The 19,237-nt window shown below is 36.7% G+C and carries 17 protein-coding genes and 1 other annotated feature; of the genes, 3 read left to right on the top strand and 14 right to left on the bottom strand.

From position 1 onward, the window contains the following. Positions 1–89 precede the first annotated feature (89 nt). Entirely contained in the window at positions 90–1,781 is a 1,692-nt protein-coding gene (locus EJF36_RS06145; RefSeq protein WP_125905474.1) for a peptide ABC transporter substrate-binding protein, read from the bottom strand. A 344-nt stretch (positions 1,782–2,125) separates the two neighbouring features. Here EJF36_RS06145 and EJF36_RS06140 point away from each other — a divergent pair, with 344 nt between their 5' ends. Then, positions 2,126–2,464 carry a DUF3899 domain-containing protein gene (locus EJF36_RS06140; RefSeq protein ID WP_185806828.1) on the top strand — a complete coding sequence of 113 codons (339 nt, stop codon included), beginning with the start codon at positions 2,126–2,128 and terminating at the stop codon, positions 2,462–2,464. A gap of 97 nt (positions 2,465–2,561) precedes the next feature. Next, positions 2,562–2,783: a binding site (T-box leader), on the top strand. A gap of 323 nt (positions 2,784–3,106) precedes the next feature. Continuing rightward, positions 3,107–4,096, top strand: a complete 990-nt coding sequence (gene trpS / locus EJF36_RS06135; RefSeq protein ID WP_125905472.1) for a tryptophan--tRNA ligase — start codon at positions 3,107–3,109, stop codon at positions 4,094–4,096. A gap of 275 nt (positions 4,097–4,371) precedes the next feature. Here the strand turns inward: trpS and EJF36_RS06130 are convergent, their stop codons facing one another. From EJF36_RS06130 to EJF36_RS06085, 10 genes are all read right to left on the bottom strand, one after another. Then, positions 4,372–5,118, bottom strand: a complete 747-nt coding sequence (locus EJF36_RS06130) for a YjbA family protein (RefSeq protein WP_125905471.1) — start codon at positions 5,116–5,118, stop codon at positions 4,372–4,374. A gap of 91 nt (positions 5,119–5,209) precedes the next feature. After that, positions 5,210–5,416: a hypothetical protein gene (locus EJF36_RS06125; protein ID WP_125905470.1), complete on the bottom strand. Its 207-nt coding sequence runs from the start codon at positions 5,414–5,416 to the stop codon at positions 5,210–5,212. Between the two features lie 229 nt (positions 5,417–5,645). Continuing rightward, on the bottom strand, positions 5,646–6,557 hold the full coding sequence (gene opp4C / locus EJF36_RS06120) for an oligopeptide ABC transporter permease (RefSeq protein WP_125905469.1): 912 nt from the start codon (positions 6,555–6,557) through the stop codon (positions 5,646–5,648). A gap of 15 nt (positions 6,558–6,572) precedes the next feature. After that, the gene (locus EJF36_RS06115) at positions 6,573–7,523 is read right to left on the bottom strand and encodes an ABC transporter permease (protein ID WP_125905468.1); all 951 of its coding nucleotides are present in this window, start codon (positions 7,521–7,523) and stop codon (positions 6,573–6,575) included. Positions 7,524–7,649: 126 nt separating this feature from the next. Then, positions 7,650–9,335, bottom strand: coding sequence for a peptide-binding protein (locus EJF36_RS06110; protein ID WP_185806827.1), 1,686 nt, complete (start codon positions 9,333–9,335; stop codon positions 7,650–7,652). A gap of 168 nt (positions 9,336–9,503) precedes the next feature. Then, entirely contained in the window at positions 9,504–10,520 is a 1,017-nt protein-coding gene (locus EJF36_RS06105; RefSeq protein ID WP_125905467.1) for an ABC transporter ATP-binding protein, read from the bottom strand. Continuing rightward, positions 10,520–11,503, bottom strand: coding sequence for an ABC transporter ATP-binding protein (locus EJF36_RS06100; protein WP_125905466.1), 984 nt, complete (start codon positions 11,501–11,503; stop codon positions 10,520–10,522). Before EJF36_RS06100 ends, EJF36_RS06105 begins: the two co-directional genes overlap by 1 nt. 357 nt (positions 11,504–11,860) lie before the next feature. Continuing rightward, entirely contained in the window at positions 11,861–12,640 is a 780-nt protein-coding gene (locus EJF36_RS06095; protein ID WP_125905465.1) for a DUF2268 domain-containing protein, read from the bottom strand. Positions 12,641–13,382: 742 nt separating this feature from the next. Beyond that, complete coding sequence (gene fabF, locus EJF36_RS06090) at positions 13,383–14,621, bottom strand: beta-ketoacyl-ACP synthase II (RefSeq protein ID WP_125905464.1); 1,239 nt, start codon at positions 14,619–14,621, stop codon at positions 13,383–13,385. An 81-nt stretch (positions 14,622–14,702) separates the two neighbouring features. After that, complete coding sequence (locus tag EJF36_RS06085; RefSeq protein ID WP_125905463.1) at positions 14,703–15,641, bottom strand: beta-ketoacyl-ACP synthase III; 939 nt, start codon at positions 15,639–15,641, stop codon at positions 14,703–14,705. 181 nt (positions 15,642–15,822) lie between these two features. On the opposite strand from EJF36_RS06085, the gene EJF36_RS06080 reads away from it, so the two are divergent. Further along, positions 15,823–16,113, top strand: a complete 291-nt coding sequence (locus EJF36_RS06080; RefSeq protein ID WP_125905462.1) for a hypothetical protein — start codon at positions 15,823–15,825, stop codon at positions 16,111–16,113. 50 nt (positions 16,114–16,163) lie between these two features. Here the strand turns inward: EJF36_RS06080 and EJF36_RS06075 are convergent, their stop codons facing one another. The 3 genes from EJF36_RS06075 to EJF36_RS06065 form a co-directional block, all read right to left on the bottom strand. Beyond that, entirely contained in the window at positions 16,164–17,129 is a 966-nt protein-coding gene (locus EJF36_RS06075) for a BMP family ABC transporter substrate-binding protein (protein ID WP_125905461.1), read from the bottom strand. Positions 17,130–17,235: 106 nt separating this feature from the next. Next, positions 17,236–18,087: an NAD-dependent epimerase/dehydratase family protein gene (locus EJF36_RS06070; RefSeq protein ID WP_125905460.1), complete on the bottom strand. Its 852-nt coding sequence runs from the start codon at positions 18,085–18,087 to the stop codon at positions 17,236–17,238. Positions 18,088–18,476: 389 nt separating this feature from the next. Beyond that, positions 18,477–19,211 carry a hypothetical protein gene (locus EJF36_RS06065; RefSeq protein WP_125905459.1) on the bottom strand — a complete coding sequence of 245 codons (735 nt, stop codon included), beginning with the start codon at positions 19,209–19,211 and terminating at the stop codon, positions 18,477–18,479. Between the last annotated feature and the right edge of the window lie 26 nt (positions 19,212–19,237).

Genomic DNA, 19,237 nt, shown 5'->3' with positions numbered 1-19,237 from the left:
TATTTATATTCGACATATTTCGCTTATTATTGAAAAAAGAGAGTATATGTCAGGAACATATACTCTCCTGATTGAAGTAAAGTAAAAACTTACTTTTCAATCGTTATGAATTTCAAGCTATAATCTGGACCAAATGAGTGTGTTGTGTAACCTTGTACATATTCCTTCATTAAGAAAGATGCACCCTTTTGGTATGTTGGGATGATAGCTGTGTCTTCTTCAATTAAGATACGCTCTGCTTCTTGAAGCATAGCCCAACGCTTTGCAGCATCTTGTTCTTCATAAGCACCTAGAATTAATTCATCAAACTTTGGATTTGAATACGCCATTTCATTATTTGCACTGTCAGTAATAAATAAATCCATGAACGTCATTGGATCTGGATAGTCAGGACCCCAACCACCAGTTGCTAGATCATAATCCATTGCACCTTGAATTTCTAAAAATTGCTTCCAAGGTTGTTTGTTGATTGTAATTTGAATGCCTGGTAATTTTTCTTGGTATTGCGCTTGTGCGTATTCTGCAAGCTTAACAGCAAAATCGTTATCAGTTGTTAAGAACTCTAACTCAATTGTATCTGTGCCTAAAGCAGCAAGACCTTTATTCCAGTGTTCAAGGGCTTTTTCAACATTGTTGTTCTCTAAGTAACCATCAGGAGCTACCTCACGGAAGTCTTTTCCGTCAGGACCAAATACGAAATCTTGTGGTACCCAGAAGCGAGAAGCGATTGAACCGTTGTTAATTAAAATATCAACTAATGCTTTACGATCGTAAGCATAGAATAAAGCTTTACGAATGTCGTTATTAGCTAATGCTGGATTTTGTTGGTTCATACGGAAGAAGTAAGAAGTAGTACCTAACTTTACTCCGAACTCAGGCTCTTCTTTATGAATTTCAACATCGTCTGCACTTAAACCAACACGGTCAATCTCACCTGTTTTATAAAGGTTAAGAGCTGCAGAGCTTTCTTTAATTACTTTAAAGTTAGCTGTTTCTAGTGTTACAACGTCTGCATTCCAATAGTTTTCGTTTTTCTTGAATACCCAACCAGCACCATGGTTCCACTCCGTCATTTTGAATGGACCGTTGTAAAGCATAGTATCAGCTTCTAAAGCGTACTTGTCTGCTTTTTCTTCAGCGAATGCCTTAGGTTGTGGTAAAAATGTTGAGAATGCCATTAAATCAGCAAAGTATGGAATATTTTTTGTTACTGTCACTTCTAATGTTTTATCATCAATAGCTTTAGCTCCTAATTCCTCAACTTTACCATAAAGCTCAGAATCAGCATTTTGAATCTCAGCAGCATTTTTAATTGCAGCGATATCAAAAATGAAAGCATAAGGTGATAATGTATCTGGGTTTAATGCTTTTTGCCAAGCATATACGAAATCTTCTGCTTTTACAGGGGAACCATCAGACCAGTTAGCATTGTCACGAATCTTGAATGTATAAACAAACTCGCCTTCTTTTTCTTCAATAGTTGGTTCTTCAGCAGCCATACCTAGCTCCACGCCACCCTCATTTGAAAATGAGTATAAACCTTCAAATACTTGGTTCATTGCGTTGAAGCTTGTACCGTCTTCCGCTTGTGTTGTATCCATTGTTGGGATATCAGATGATTCATAGAAATTGAAAATTTGTTCAGCAGCTGGTTGAGTTGTTTCGCCTTCTCCAGCAGCGTTATTGTCTGTTTGCTCTTTATCTGCAGTTCCACAAGCAGCTAGAGTTAAACTAAACACTAGTGCAAGAACTAGAGCGAAATACAATTTAGTATTTTTCATGTTCTCTTTTCCTCCTCTTTCTGTTTAAAAGTTGTGACAATTATTCACAAGTTAATGCAAATATGAATCCCCTTCACAAGTTTTCATTATACAAGTTTTCAAATAGTTTTCCACGATGTTTTTTTAACATAATTTTTACAACACCTTGATAATAGGGCTTTATCGTACTAAAAATAGTCAATAAGACCTATGTGACTTAATTTTTTAAATCTTTTTAACGTTACAATAAGCATTACTATTATGTTTTTTCAAACAGATGATTAACAACGAATCGCTTTTAAGTTTTTCTTATATAGTATATATTGTTTTTGTAGTATTATTTTATGCGCAAAAGGGGTGGAAACTTGAAATTCATTAAATTACTTATAATTGCTGTCCTTCTCTCCTTCCTATTCATGCTGATTAATGCGAAGGGGTTCTCCTATATATCATTTGTAAACTTCCTGTTCTTTATGTCTGTTCTTTACTTAAGTGTGGCAGGAATGCAATATGTGTTACAAACAGGATTTATGAGTGGTATAATTTATTCTTTTAAACGCTTTGCCAAACGTACAAATGTGATTGAACAAATGATTGATGAAGAAATTAAATATCCTACTTTTTCATTTAGAACCATGAACAGTTACTTTTTATGCGGATCTTTATTGTTTATCTTGTCATTTTTAATCAGCTTTATGATTTAGTTTTTTCCTCTCTAGGTGGTTTGTGAATTAATAGACAGAATGTTACTCAATTGTTGCAAATTATTGTAAAAATCTATATAATAAAAAAAAATTATATGTAATGACAATGACAAAGATAAGTACATGTTGATGAGATTTTTAAGAGAGTTTGCGGCAGGTGGAAGCAAGCAATTTCACAATATGGAATGGCCTTTAGAGTCTTATACCGAACAGTGACAACACTAATTAGGCTATAACGTTGCCTCACGTTACGAGGATAAGTGACTTCTATAATTAGTAGAAGTAATCAGGGTGGTACCGCGGTCTATTCGTCCCTTTTTTGAGGAGATGAATAGGCCTTTTTTATTTTCATGCTGTGGTAATGGGGCAAGTGATAGAAAAAGGACAGTTGTTGATTTAGCCGTAAGGCGCATAACTCCTCAAAAACACTAGTACATATTCTTCTTGTGCTAAAAAGTTTCAGGGTGTTAAATAAATTAACGTTTGCTCGAACAATGATAGACGGCAGACCATTCCAGACACAAGGCTATCAATCGTCTGTTGCATCTAGTGAGCTTACTAGAGTGAAACCCAACTCCACAGCTTCACATGGCTAATACATAAGACAAGAACAAAAGACATTTTTTAAAAGGAGCTGCAGTAATGAAAACTATTTTTTCCGGCATTCAGCCTAGTGGTACAATTTCAATAGGTAACTACCTTGGTGCACTACGCCATTTTGTTCCTATGCAAGAAGAGAATCAATGCTTTTTTTGTATTGTTGACCAACACGCTATTACAGTACCGCAAAATCAAACCGAACTGAGAAAAAACATACGAAGCTTAGCCGCATTGTATATCGCATGCGGCATTGACCCAGAAAAATCTACATTATTTATTCAATCAGAGGTACCAGCACACTCACAATTAGCATGGATTATGCAATGTACAGCTTATGTAGGTGAGCTTGAGCGAATGACTCAATATAAAGACAAGTCTGCAGGTAAAGAAGCAGTATCAGCTGGATTACTTACTTATCCACCACTTATGGTCGCTGATATTCTTCTCTATAACACGGACATCGTCCCTGTTGGTGAGGATCAAAAGCAACATCTTGAATTAACTCGCGACCTTGCTGACCGCTTTAATAAACGTTATCGTGAAATTTTCACAATTCCAGAACCTCGTATTCCACAACAAGGTGCTCGTATTATGAGTCTTCAAGATCCGTTGAAGAAAATGAGTAAGTCTGACGCAAACCAAAAAGCATTTATATCTATGCTCGATGATGCTAAAGCAATTGAGAAAAAAGTAAAAAGTGCTGTAACTGATTCAGAAGGCACTGTTCGTTACGACGTTGAAAATAAACCAGGTGTGGCTAACCTGTTAACTATTTACTCTTTATTTACAGGTAGAAGTATTCAAGAGCTAGAACAAGCATATGAAGGCAAAGGATACGGGGAATTTAAAGCAGGTGTTGCAGAGGCCATCATAGCAACACTCGGACCTATTCAAGAAAAATACAATGCATTAATGGAATCTGAAGAGCTTGATCAAATCCTCGATAATGGAGCAGAGCAAGCGAACCGAGTTGCTCGTAAAACGCTTCAAAAAGTTGAAAGAGCAGTAGGATTAGGACGTAAGAAACGATAATACAAACTAACTATCCGTTTTATTCAGCGGATAGTTTTTTTATATGAATTCACCTGAAGGTACTTTTTGTACTAATGTAAATTTAATATCAATAAATCAAAATACGAAGTTAGCTTTTAACGTTTTTTTGTTGCCTAATAAGCAAATTAGTTTTTTTGTAATTAGCAATATATCTTGTTAAAACCGTCTCAAAAAAGTAAAAAAACTCAAGTGATGATTTGTTTCTTCTATATTAATAAAGTGTAAAAAAAATCGCACCTCTGCGTAAGGTGCGATCACACTTTTGAGCCTTGTTCGATTTCCCATAATTTCTCAAAAAATGGTTGTCCTTTAATCATGTTCTCACACAGTTGAAAATGCTTTTCAGACCAACCGTGTTTGATCTCATTGTACAGCTTATCCCATACATCCTCGAACGCTAGCTGCTGAATATGGTTATATTGAGAGGGATTCCACTCTGTGTACCAATAACGGACCTCAGCAGGATTACTTGAGTTATATAAATGATCTAACGCCATAAATAGAATCTGTTTTAGTTGTCTTTCTTTGCGTGTTAGCCCATTCATTAATTCGGGTTCAGGAGATAAGATATGGTATTCTTTATTCTCCATCTGCGTTTTTGAGAACTCATATTTCATAATTTCTTGCTCAGCGATCATATCAAATACTAAATGCTCTTGGCGTGGAATTAAGCGTGATTTTCGAATAGGTACACTATAGCCAATCGTATCTATTGCAATAATTCCCTTTCCATCCGTTGCGACAAAGCAATACTCCAACTGGACACGTTCATGATTTTTCCGGACATATGCTTTTTGATAAACATCATTCATCAGAGACTGCGGTAATTCCATTAAGTCATTTTCTATGTAGTGAAATAACAACGGATCAACATAAAGCAACGGGACTTGGTCTAGTAATTCAACAACGTCTTCCTTACGCCATTCATGAAAATGACAAACGTTATAGCCGTTTTCTTCTCCTTCAAACCAATTTACCCAAACATCATGCAAAAATAGCATTCGTACCCCTCACTTCATACTGTTTGTTAAAACTCAGTATAGGCAGAGGTTGAATTTTTTATTCCAATAACTGAAATGTTTGGTAAAATTACTAGCGATTCGGTAGAAATATACTTATTGTAATGAGCAATAGTCCTATTGGTAACAAGTACGCCTCAGGTCGATGAGATAGAAAAAGGAAATACCCCGCAATGCTGTATCCTCTTGGGAATAAATTTAGATATGCTATAGTACTTACTCCACCAACAACGGTCACAGAAAACCCTACAACATATAGTATTAGTCGTATTCCTATCATACAAACTCCCCTTATAAATGCATTCGACCTTGTCCAAAACTTATTAATTAATATATATGCAACCTAGGTTACTTCATTACAAATTAATTACATTTCTAAATACTAAAATATCTACTGTAAATATGACGTATATATTTAATACGAGAAATTAATTCTTTCTGAATTTGTATGACATTGGATATAAAAACAAAAAAAGGTTAAGAGCTTTTGACTCTTAACCTTTGTATAACTATTCGTTAACTTTCGGATCCAATGCGTCACGCAAACCGTCACCAACAAAGTTAAAGCTTAAAACAGTGATTAAAATCATTAGACCAGGAGCAATTGGATACCATGGTGCTTTTAACATAATCGTATAGTTTTGAGCATCTTGCAGCATATTTCCCCAACTTGGTGTTGGTGGCTGAATACCTAATCCAAGATAACTTAACGCTGCCTCAGATAAGATAATTCCCCCTACTTGTAATGTTGCCGATACGATAATTGGCCCCATTGCATTCGGTAAAATATGCGAGAAGATGATTCTTGAGCTACGAGTACCAATCGTACGAGCAGCTAGAACAAACTCCCGAGATCGCAGTGATAAGAACTCACCACGGACTAAGCGTGCCGTTCCCATCCAGCTTGTCAAAGCGAAAATCATGATAAGCTTATCAACACCTGGTTGGAATAATGTAACGATAGTAATAAGCAAGAAAATAGATGGAATAGAAAGCATAATATCTACGAAACGCATAATAATTGCATCAATAATACCACCAAAATATCCAGCTATCGAACCTAAAATGGCGCCGATTGTAATGGAACCCAATACAGATGCAAAACCAACTAATAATGAAATCTGGCCACCATATAATAGACGTGTCATTACATCACGACCAAATTTATCTGTACCTAACCAGTGCTCAGCACTTGGTGGTAGCAATTTTTTTGTTAAGACTACTTTGTCAAGCTCATATGGTGTTAAAATCGGTGCAAATATAGCACTCAAAATAATAGTAACTAACATAACTAAACCGATAACAGCAAGTTTATTTTTGAAAAACTTGCGCACCATTATTTTAAATAGTGTATCTGGCTTTTCCTTTATACCAGCCAGTAACACTTCATTTGAATCAACTGGTGTATTAACTTGTGACATTGTCAAGTATCCCCCTTAGTACTCAATTCTTGGGTCGATAACGGCATATAAAATATCAGCGACAATATTACCAGCAACAACTAAAACAGATGAAATAACTGTTAAAGCCATAATAACTGGATAATCTCTTTGGAACGCTGACTCAATGAATAATCGTCCAAGACCTGGCCATGAGAATACACTTTCGACAATTACAGACCCACCAATAAATGATGGTAATAATAGTCCAAAGATCGTAATAACAGGAATTAATCCATTTCGTAATCCATGCTTATATACAACCTTATTCTCACGTAAACCTTTTGCACGTGCCGTTCGCATATAATCTTGCTTTAATACTTCAAACATACTAGAACGAGTAAAGCGCGTTAAAGACGCCATGTCTGCTGTAGCTAGTACAAGTGCTGGCAAAATTAAATGATGAAGACGGTCCCAAATACTGAACGGTGCGTTAAGTGTTGCCACTCCCCCAGTTGGGAACAATCCTGTTTGTACTGATAAGAACATAATTAAAATCAGCCCAAGCCAAAAGTTAGGTGTAGCTAATCCTAAAAATGAACCTACTGTAACTGTATAATCAATTTTCGAATATGGTCTCCTTGCAGATAATACTCCGAACGGTATAGATATTAAAAATGCTAGTATAGTAGAGACTAACATTAATAGTAATGTGTTACCCATGCGGTCTGAAATCAGCTCAGAAACAGACGTACCTTTACGAATTAGTGAGTCACCAAAATCACCTTGTACCATGTTACCTAGCCATTTAATATATTGAATATGAACCGGGTCGTTCAAACCATATTTTTCAAGCATTTTTGCACGGTCAGCAGGGCTGATATTTGGATCCATTAGCAAACTCGTAGGGTCGCCGGGAGCTGCTTGCATAATAGCAAATGATATAATTGTAATCCCGAAAAGAAGGGGAATGGCCATTAAACATCTGCGAATGATATAAGTTAGCATAGTTACTGCTCCTTTGTGGTATAGATTCTTTTACTATATCCCGACGGAAATGTCAGAGGGATTTTGTTTAGAGGAAACGGGGAAGGCGAGCCTTCCCCTCAAACTTCAACTATAGTGCTATTTTTTTTACTGCTCTAGGTACCATAAGTGTGGATCAAAGAACAGGTTCTTAGCATTGAAAGTGTAACCTTTCATGTTAGCAGGCATTGCATAGTGATCGTTTGGATAGTACAAGAATGTGTATGGTTGATCTTCAGCAATAATCTTGTAGATTTCACCATAAGTATTTTTGTACTCTTCTGTGTCAAGTAATGAACGAGCTTTTTCCATTAAAGCATCAGCTTCTGTGTTAGAGTACCAAACAAAGTTTAGACCTTCTTCACGTTGTGCAGAGTGGAAAATGTCGTATTGGTCTGGGAATGTTGATAAGCTCCAACCTAATACTAACGCATCATAGTTCCAGTTAGGTGCTGAGATTTGCTCGATGAACGCGCTCCACTCAACGATTTCTGGAGTCATTTCGATGCCGATTTCTTTAAATTGTTGTTGTAAAATTACAACGATATCTTCACGAAGCTTGTTACCTTGGTTTGTTTTTGTAGTGAATGAGAATTTCTTGCCATCTTTGTCAAGGATTCCATCACCATCAGTGTCAGCCCAGCCAGCTTCAGCAAGTAATGCTTTTGCTTGTTCTGGATCATATGGCCATTTTTTAACATCATCATTGTAAGCCCATGAAATTGGAGATTCAGGTACGTCAGCGATTGCACCTTCACCGTTTAATACGTTGTCAACGATTGCTTGACGATCAACAGCCATTGTTAAAGCTTGACGTACACGAGTATCTTGGAATAACTCATTTCTTTGGTTATATCCTAAATATGTGTAAGCAAGTGATAAACCAGATTCGATCTTAAGACCTTTTGAATCTACCCACTCACGAACAGTACTAATATCAGAGTTTGGTACTTGTGCGAAAGCGATATCGCCAGCTTGTAATTGTGCAATTAAAGCATTTCCATCAGGGATAATTTTGTAAGTAATTGTATCTAAGTATGGTGCGCCTTGGAAGTAATCATCAAAACGCTCAACTTTTACGTATTGACCAGCAACCCACTCAACAAACTTGAATGGACCAGTACCAATTGGGTTTTTGTTGAATTCATGCTCACCAAGCTCACCGATTGGCACATCTTTTAAGATATGTTCAGGTAAGATAGCGTAGCTTAAGCCGATTGGTAAGAAAGTGATATCTGGTGCACTTAATTTGAATTCTACTGTGTAGTCATCAATTTTATTTACAGCTTCAACTAATTCGAACTGAGATCCACGCTCACCAACATAATCAGGTGATTTAGGAATTCCATAAGAGAATACAACGTCATCAGCGTTTAATTCTTCACCATCGTGGAATTTAACGCCTTGCTTAATTTTAACTGTATAAGTTAAACCGTCTTCTGACATGTCTACACTTTCAGCTAAAGCCATTGTTGGGTTGAAGTTCTCATCAGATGATACTAATGCATCATATACTAGAGCTTCAATATCAGAGCTTGAAGTATCTGTAGAATAGTATGGGTTGAATAATGTAGGTTCACCAGTAGATCCTACGATTAAATCTCCACCTTGAGTTGGACCAGCCGGCTCTTCATCTGCTGGCTCAGTTGTTTCATTTGTTGTTGTGTCTTCGTTTGTTGTACCTGTGTCACCATTTGCTGGCTCTTCAGCATTGTTTCCGCCACAAGCTGCAAGGAACAGTGACATTACTAACGTCATTGCTAGTAAAAGTAACGTAGCTTTTCTTAATTTCACGAAAATTTCCCCCTTAAAAATTTTAATTTTTAGATAATTCTTGGTACTACTAGATATAGAAAACAAACATTATGATGATTGTCTTCGCTATCTCCCCCCTTCAGGGTTATTTTTGTAGGCAGGCCACTCAAAATGAGTGACTTGCCCTTATAAAGCTATGATTACATCTTAAACAAGATGACACGCTACGAAATGTTCTGGTTTTACTTCTCTAAATTCAGGTACAGCTTGCTTACATATATCCGTTGCAAGCGGGCAACGTGTATGGAATACACAGCCACTTGGTGGATTAGCCGGACTTGGTAAGTCACCTGTTAACACGATTCTTTCTCGTCGTACAGCTCCTTTTTTACGAGGAACAGGTACGGCAGAAAGTAGAGCCTGTGTATACGGATGAAGAGGCTCTGCAAAAAGCTCAGGCTTTGAAGCTAGCTCCATCATTCTTCCTAAATACATAACTCCTACTCTATCACTTATGTGTCGAACAACACTCAAGTCATGAGAGATAAACATGTAGGCTAAACCAAATTCTTTTTGTAAATCTTGCATTAAGTTAATAATCTGCGCTTGAATAGAAACGTCAAGTGCTGAAACTGCCTCATCAGCGATAATAATTTCAGGATTCAAAGCTAATGCTCTTGCAATCCCAATACGTTGACGTTGTCCACCTGAGAACTCATGTGGATATCTATTTACGAATGATCTATCAAGACCAACTCTTTCAAGTAATTGTTCTACTTTTTCATCTCGCTCTTTTTTCAAACCAATGTTGTGAGTATCTAATGGTTCACGAATAATAGAACGCAATGTTTTCCGAGGATTTAATGATGCGAATGGATCTTGGAAAATCATTTGAATGTTTTTTCTAACTGTAGAACGCAGTTCTGATTCATTCATTTTGGAAATATCTTGCCCTTTAAAAAAGATACTCCCTTCGGTTGGATCGTATAAGCGAATGATCGTTCTACCAGCTGTTGATTTTCCACAGCCAGACTCTCCAACTATTCCAAGTGTTTCTCCTCTATTTAATGTGAAATTCACTCCATCAACAGCTTTTACATGTCCTACAACTTTTTGGAACAAACCAGCTTTGATAGGAAAGTGTTTTTTCATATCAACGACTTCTAGCAAAGGTGTCGTCTTTTCTTTATTTGTAAATTGTTGCTTTTCTTCTGTTGCAATCATTATCGTGCCCCCTCCTCATCATGTAAAAAGCAGCGGACTGAACGGGCGCCGTGCATCTCTTTTAGCGTTGGGATCTCTTGCCAGCAGCGATCGAATGCTTTAGAGCAGCGTGGTGCAAAACGACAGCCCTTTGGCAAATTATCAGGAGAAGGTACGTTACCTTCAATTGATTGTAATCTAGTAATCTCTCCATCTAACGAAGGAATAGAACCAATTAACCCTTCAGTATATGGATGCATTGGATTATCAAAAATATCATCTACTGATCCTTCTTCAACTACTTGGCCACAGTACATAACAACGATACGTTCTGCTATTTCAGACACAACACCAAGGTCATGTGTAATAAGTAGAATAGAGGTATCAAACTTCTTACTTAAATCCTTCATTAGTTCAAGAATTTGCGCTTGAATTGTTACGTCTAATGCAGTTGTTGGCTCATCGGCTATTAACAGCTTTGGATTACAGCTCATTGCCATGGCAATCATAACACGCTGTCTCATTCCTCCAGAAAGGCGATGCGGGTAGTCGTTAATTAACTCAGCAGCACGAGAGAACCCAACAGTTTCAAGCATCTTTATAGCACTTTGTTTTGCTTCATTCTTTGACATACCTTGATGCTGAATAAGTACTTCTGTCAATTGTTCACCTATTGTTAAAACAGGATTTAAAGAAGTCATTGGCTCTTGGAATATCATTGAAATGTCATTTCCACGAATCTTACACATTTCTGCTTCAGACATGTCAACAAGATTTTTTCCGTCAAAGTTAATTTCACCATCAACTATTTTCCCACCAGGGCTTGGCACTAATTTCATGACCGAAAGGGATGTAATACTTTTACCTGAACCTGATTCACCTACAAGTGCAACAGTTTCACCCTTTTTTATTTTTATATCAACGCCGTCTACAGCAGGAACCGCCTTTTTCTTACGATAGAAGTAGGTTTTTAAGTTTTTTATTTCCAATAGTGGTGCTGACATTGTTTGCTCTCCCTTCTTACTATTAACACGGTTCACTTTGTTTAAAAATTCCGAAAAATACCTAGAAATTTATAACCGTACATCGTTCATTATTATCTCTCTACATATTATACTTAATTTTTAAAAAAATCTAGTTATTTTACTCATTATCAAAAACATCTTTGTAATTTTCAAATTATTTAAGAATAATAACGCTTGTTTGTATATTATTACAAAAACGTTACAATGACAAGAGCATTTTTTAAAAATTTGTTCAAATTAATTTAATGGTGAATATATAAAATTTACAAAATATTTATATATCAAGCTTTGTACACGCTATCATACGCAAAAAAAAATCTGCCTATTGACAGAATTTTATTTCAAATCAAAACGAGAATATCTCAAAATTTCATTATTCGACAAAGATAATAGGTCTTTAACATGACAATTTTTTTCTTCTATACTACTTTTTACCATGTGAAACCCAATATTATAACCTAGCATTCTAGGAAGTAACCCTTTCCCATATAATAATCGATCATGTTGCCTGTCGAATCTATTTAAATATACATTTTTTTGAATAAATCTACGCCAATATCTTTGTGCTTCTTCCTCACTGTAATACTTAGTCCAAGGAGCTTGGAATTTTTCGCCATGTTCTTCTAACACAGAAGCTTCGGCTAACCCTTCAAGGATGATTGTGTGAAGCAAGTCATCCGATCTATCTTTAGCAAGTCTTATAACATGACTGTATTCGTGTGTTAAAACAGACTTCATCTCTTCTATTATGTTTTTTTCACTAAAAAATAGAAACAATTTGTCTGGAAATGCTAAGCCCGACTTCCCATTAAATTCCTCACTCATTTTTTTATTTAATGTATTGCATGGAAAGATAAATATGGGGATTTCAGGACCTTTCCATTTTTTTCGTAAATAATTGTAATGGTCTGTAATGACGGTCCAAGCCTTTTTTGATTGTAAATAATCTAAAACCTTCACCCCTTCTTTATATGGTTGATACATACCATGAGCTTGTAAGTACTCATAAATTTCCTCTGCACTCGCATCCTCAAAATATTTTTCTAGCTTCTCACACATCTTTACTGGCTTGAAATAATACTTATCGAGCCATTGATCCGTAGCAATTACAGTCATATGAATCTCCTTTCACATGTTCTATATTGCAGATTATGATTTTTTACCATTTTTGAGACATTTAATACAGAAAAATAATATTTTAAAAGTCGAAACATTATTTAAGAACATTAACGCGAGTTTGCATAAAAGTTATAAAGCTATTTGTTTAAAAAAAGCCATCCTACAAAGAAGGATGACTTTAACGTAATTATTTTGTGTTAATTGGTCTGCGATTTTGCGGGGGGATTATATTTTGTTGGCATAAGCTAAAAGAAACACTTTAACATTATACGAGGGGGATACGGTGGACGGGATCCATCAGGATGAAGTTTGATAAAGAGATATGGACTCATTTTATCAACCGCGAAATAAGTAATTTTTGGGATGAGAATAGCGATGTCCATTGTTAGCACTAGTTGATTTGGTTTTACTTTTGGTACACAAGAAGTTCGTCCTTTCGATAATGATTGTTGTGGTGACTACATTAAATCAAGAAAGACCCGCTTCTTGTTTGTGCTTATTTTGGGCTATCGAATATATAATAGTACATTGTTGATTGTAGCGGAATGCGCTCGACTCCTGCGGGATGTAGTGGCAGGCGTAAGACCCCACAGGCGCATGCGCCGAGGAGGCTTACGGCCACCCCGCGGAAAGTGAGCGCAATGTAGCGAAAATCAACACCAAAGTATAACAGAGTCTTATTTTAAAGTTCTACATAAAAGTGCCCCAAAAACGTAAGTTTTGGGACACCTTCTTTAAATTACTTATATTTTTTAAAAATCAAAGTTGCATTATGACCGCCAAAGCCTAGTGAGTTGGATAAAGCTACATTCACTTCTTGCTTTCGTGCTTTGTTTGGTACATAATCCAGGTCACAATCTGGGTCTGGCTCAGAATAGTTTATCGTCGGTGGAAGAATACTATCGCAAATAGCCAAAATAGAGAAGATGGCTTCGACCCCACCAGCAGCTCCTAATAAGTGTCCTGTCATTGATTTTGTTGAACTAACAGCGAGCTTATATGCATGATCACCAAACACTTCTTTAATGGCTAAAGTTTCAAATTTATCATTGTATTCTGTGCTTGTACCATGTGCATTTATATAGTCAATATTATCTGGCTTTAAACCAGCATCTTCAATGGCTTGACGCATAGCTCGTGCGCCACCTTCTCCACCTGGTGCTGGTGCTGTAATATGATAGGCATCACCTGTTGCTCCATATCCTACTACCTCTGCATATATGTTAGCCCCTCGTGCAAGAGCATGTTCCAAGCTTTCTAATACAAGAATGCCTGCACCTTCTCCCATTACAAATCCATCTCGATTTTTATCAAAAGGTCTACTAGCTGTCGAAGGATCACTATTAAGTGATAATGCCTTAGCTGCGCAAAAGCCTGCAAATGACATTTTTGTTAAGGGAGCCTCTGCTCCTCCAGTAATCATAACATCTGCGTCTCCACGTTCGATTACTTTGAAAGCATCACCGATAGAGTTAGTTCCTGTTGCACAAGCCGTTACCGTACAAGAATTAATTCCTTTTGCACCTAAAGAAATAGATACTTGACCAGCTGCCATATCAGGAATAATCATCGGCACAAAGAACGGACTGACACGACGATAGCCTTTTTCCTTAAATGTATCATATTGATTTTCGAATGTTTCCATCCCACCAATACCAGAACCAATCCAAACACCAACACGATGTGCATTTGTATCTGTAATCTCTAGCTTTGCATCTTCAACCGCCATGAAAGATGCTGCCATTGCGTATTGTGTGAAACGATCCATCTTTCGGGCTTCTTTTCGATCCATATATTTCTCAGGGTCGAAGTCCTTCATCTCTGCTGCTACTTTAACTGGATATTGTTCAGCGTCCACTCTTGTTAATGGACCGACTCCATTTACACCTTTTACAATATTATCCCATGTTGTCTTTGTATCAAGACCAAGCGGTGAAACAGTTCCTAATCCTGTTACTACTACTCTATGTTTACTCATATACTATTCGCATCTCCTTTTTCAAATCTATTTTTAATGAAGAAGATGTTCACACTTTTCTTTGTGAGTATCTATCCTCTTTTAACGTCCCCAGCGAAGTGCAATGGCTCCCCATGTTAAACCACCACCAAAGCCTACCATAACTATTACGTCATCGTCGTTTATTTTTCCTTCTTCTAATTCTTCAACGATAGAAATTGGAATAGATGCCGCTGATGTATTACCATATTTATGAACTGTTTTAGACATTTTTTCAATAGGAAGATTTAAACGCTCACGAGCTGATTCCATAATCCGTATGTTAGCCTGATGTGGAACTAGAAAGTCAACATCTTCCTTTTTCAAGCCTGCTTTTTCAATAACATTAACACTTGATTCACCCATTTGACGAACAGCAAATTTGAATACCTCACGACCGTTCATAAAGATAACATCTTCTTCAGTTTGATATAAATGTTTCCCACCAGACCCATCACTACCAAGTTCGAATGAAAGTATTCCTCGATCACCTGATACAGGTCCTAACACTGCCGCACCGGCACCATCACCAAATAATACAGCAGTATTTCTATCGTTCCAGTCTGTAATTTTTGAAAGCTTTTCCACTCCAACTACTAACACGTGCTTATATGTACCCGTTTCAATAAATTGCTTTGCTGTAACCATACCATACATAAACCCAGCACAGGCTGCACTTATATCCATCGCGGCCACCTTTTTTGCCCCTAATTTATCTTGAAGCATACAGGCAACTGATGGAAATGGCTGGTCGGGAGTTACAGTTGCTACTAAGATCATGTCTATATCTTCAGCTGTTAAGTTCGCATTTTCAATTGCTTGTTTAGCAGCAAAATAAGCCATATCAGATGTATCTATGCTTTTTTCAGCTATTCTTCTTTGCTCTATACCTGTTCTTGTACGAATCCACTCATCTGATGTATCCATTCTTTTTTCTAAATCTACATTAGTTACAACCGTTTCAGGTACATATTTAGCAATCCCAAGAATACCAGCATTCATAACAACAACCCCAATTCTTCGTTAATTTTCACTTTGCTCACAATATATATGTTTTATTATCAATTATTAGTACTTGGTACTAATAATACATGATAAAAGAAATCTTAGCAACATGTAGTTAAATGTCTATATCTTATTCGACTTATTTTCATACGTTAATATTGAGAGAGGGGGGATACCGATGACTGAGGAAAAGGAGAAAGAAATACAACAAGCGGATTTACCAGAACAACAGCTTGACCGCTTTACTCAATTAATGTTTGGTGCCAACGGTCCAAGAAGAAGCTTTACATCTCCTTCTGATTCGGCCCAAACTCAGCGGTCTCCTGAACAACTTAACTCGAATCAAAATGTGGACTATATGCAGCTCATGCAACAATTCGATGACATTATGGGGTCTGTTCAACGTCTAAAGCCTTTATTGCGGGAAATTACTCCGGTGATTGATTTATTAAAAAGCTTTAAAAAGTAGCACAAAAGAGGCTGCTAACTTAAACAGCCTCTTCGTCTTTTATTTATAAATTATTCACCACTGGTTTCATGGGGTAACATACCTGTCTTTTTATATACTTTAATATGGTTGTACAACTGTTCCTTATATTCTTCTGAAACTAACGGACTAAACTTTCCAAGTGATATAACACTATCTTGAAAATCGAAATATAAATTCCCAGGTTCAAGGGCACCTGCAATATATTGACTTGCCACAAGCTCGTACAATTTATCAACATGTTGAACCGTACTCGTTAAAACAGTTGCTTCTCCAAGATCTGATTGATCGGATACAAAGCCGATGGCATATAACCCTTCTTTTTTTAACCTTTCAATAATAGGTACATTATAGCCATCACCTGCAGGATACACGACATCAACATCTTTATTTAGCAATTCATCCAGCTGTTCTATAGCTATATCAACATTATCCCAATGGTCAGTGTATAAAATATGAACATTTACATTAGGATTCTCATAAAGCGCACCTTCACGAAAGCCTGCAACCTCTGGCTGCCAATCATAGGCTGCTATGACGCCAACGTTATTTGTTTTTGTCATATTACCTGCTACCATACCACCGAAAAACCCCATTGCGTTTGACTTGAAGTTTAAGCTTGTAATATTGTCATGCATTGCATCTCCATTAAAAAAAACAAAATGAATAGTAGGGTACTCAGGAGCAATTTTGCTAAAGTAATCCCCATACTCGGATCCATGGCCAAAGATTAATGTGACTCCTTTTCGAGAAAAATCTTCAACAGCTTGTTCAACAACAGAAAGGGAATCCATTCCCTCCTTATAAAAAACATCAGCAGAATAACTTGATTGTATCCTCAGCATTCCTTTATAGCCCTTAGTCCCCCATACTTGATCGTTTATTGTTTCCGGTACGAGTAATCCAACTTTTTCAAGCTTAATACTTGAGTCGGCTCCCATACAACCTGACAACACGAGTAAACTTAGGAGAACGGCTATAGCATAGGATTTAATCATTAGTGGCACTCCTCTTTGAATCTATTTCACATCTACGCTCATATAATTTCATACTACTATTATACTAGGCAATTGCATATTCGGAAATATAATCTGTCGAATCTTGCTATAATTTTTTGGCATAGCTATGCTTAAGCTGTTCAGATATCCCTTGCTCCATAGTAGTGACAGTGACGCCGGTGTAGGCATCTTCATATAACACCTTCCCGATATAAGGTGTCGGCTTGCTACGCGATAGTAAAGAAAAACCTTTATCCCACTGATTCTTTTTTCCAGAAATAACATGAATGATTGCCTCATTCGTTTCTTGGTAATATAGCATATACAGTGTTTCAGCAAGGTCTCGCACATACATCATATCTCGTCGATTTTCTTTAATTACAATTTCTTCACCATCAATTATTTGTTGGTATACCATAGTTTGCGGCTGCCACGGCCCAAAAGCTGTAGGCACCCTTACTATTGTAGCAATACCACCTAAAGCTTTTTTTAGATCAAGTAGTAGTCTTTCCTCAAGAAGATGAAGTCGTCCAATTAAAGTTGACGGATTAGGAATTGATTTTGTCGAAACAACCTCATCATTTTCATTAAACACATCATACGATGAAATTAAAAAAACAGGCGTATTCGACTTACGACAGAAAGATAGTAAGGAAGCTAACAATTCTGTTGTAATAGTTTGATATAGTGATAATGCTGTTTTATCAACATGTTGATTTGGATCAATTAACGTATAATATACAACATCAAATTTTGCTAAATCTGTTACGTTGAGACTTCCTAAATCTATAGTTTCAAAGTTTGCATTTCGTCCTATTGCTAGTTCCTTGTCAGACCAATCATTAGGGGAATGAACTTTGTCAAACACACCAGTAACCTCAATACCTCTTTCTAACATATGCTCAACGAGATGGAATCCTACAAAATTAAAGCATCCAACTACTAAAGCAGAATTCACAAATAGCCCTCCTCAATTAATCACTTACTTTGACAGAACAATTCTATTGTTACTATTACTGTATCGTATGCATAATTACTATAGAATAGTATGGTCTGACACAAGAAAGCGAAATAGGGCTGCTTACATAGGCGTATGGAGGGATGTGAGGAGAGTAATTGAGCCGGATTATGTTAGCGTTCGGAATAAAACGGCTGGATAAAAGGGAAATACAAAATTGCGTGATATTTAAATTCATACATAGAAGTTATCTTATTTATGAGAACAATCACGAGGAAGTGCTGCATGCTTAAGATATAAACCAATTCTCTCAGCTAGAATGATTGTTTTATTGGATACGATAAAATATGATAAAAAAGCCTTTAACGATTCATATCCGTTAAAGGCTCCTAAATTTCTTCGTTATGACTGAAAAATTGCAGAATAGATGGTGCTATTGAAAATCTTTTTTCTGAAAGTAAATACGACATTTCTGTTGGGAGTTCAGAAGCTGTACGAATTCTTTCAAGCTTCCGGCTTTGTCTATTTGGGTCATATGTGAATCTGTCTGAAGTTTGCCAAAGCTTCAACGGATTTTTCATAAGTGCAAATTCTTCAAGCTGACCATACGGTAAAATGTCTATATCATCTTCGGTAATTTCGTAAGCATACTGTAGCTCTTTTATTAACTTTTTGTAAAAAAACTTGTGCTCTTTTTCCTGATTAATATGCTCGTAAATATCGACACATGGGTTTATTAAAGCTAAAGATCTTACTTTGTCGTTCATCTCTTTTATAAAAGGTAATGCAACAAGAGCCCCCATGCCTTCTGCTATTACATGAACTTGATCATTTAATATCTCCTGCTTCAAAACAATATGATATAGTCGCTTTGATAAGACAACAGCACGACGACTTCCCCAATGATTTCCATATGAATTAGAGTAAAAAACTGTGTACCCAGCATCTGTAAGTTGTTTAAGAATTTGCCTGCGGCCTACATTTTGTCCCCAAAAGCTTGTATGCTCGTCAACAAAATGATTTTTGTCACCAAATAGCATGATACCAAAGCCGTTTGGTTGACTTGGCACATGAACAATACACCACTCTCCATCTAATGCAAACATTCTTCTTAATTGATTCATTGTGTCCACCCTCTGAAACATTTCCG

The sequence above is a fragment of the Bacillus sp. HMF5848 genome (assembly GCF_003944835.1).
Taxonomy (GTDB): domain Bacteria; phylum Bacillota; class Bacilli; order Bacillales; family HMF5848; genus HMF5848.
This window is presented reverse-complemented; position numbering and strand designations above follow the sequence as displayed.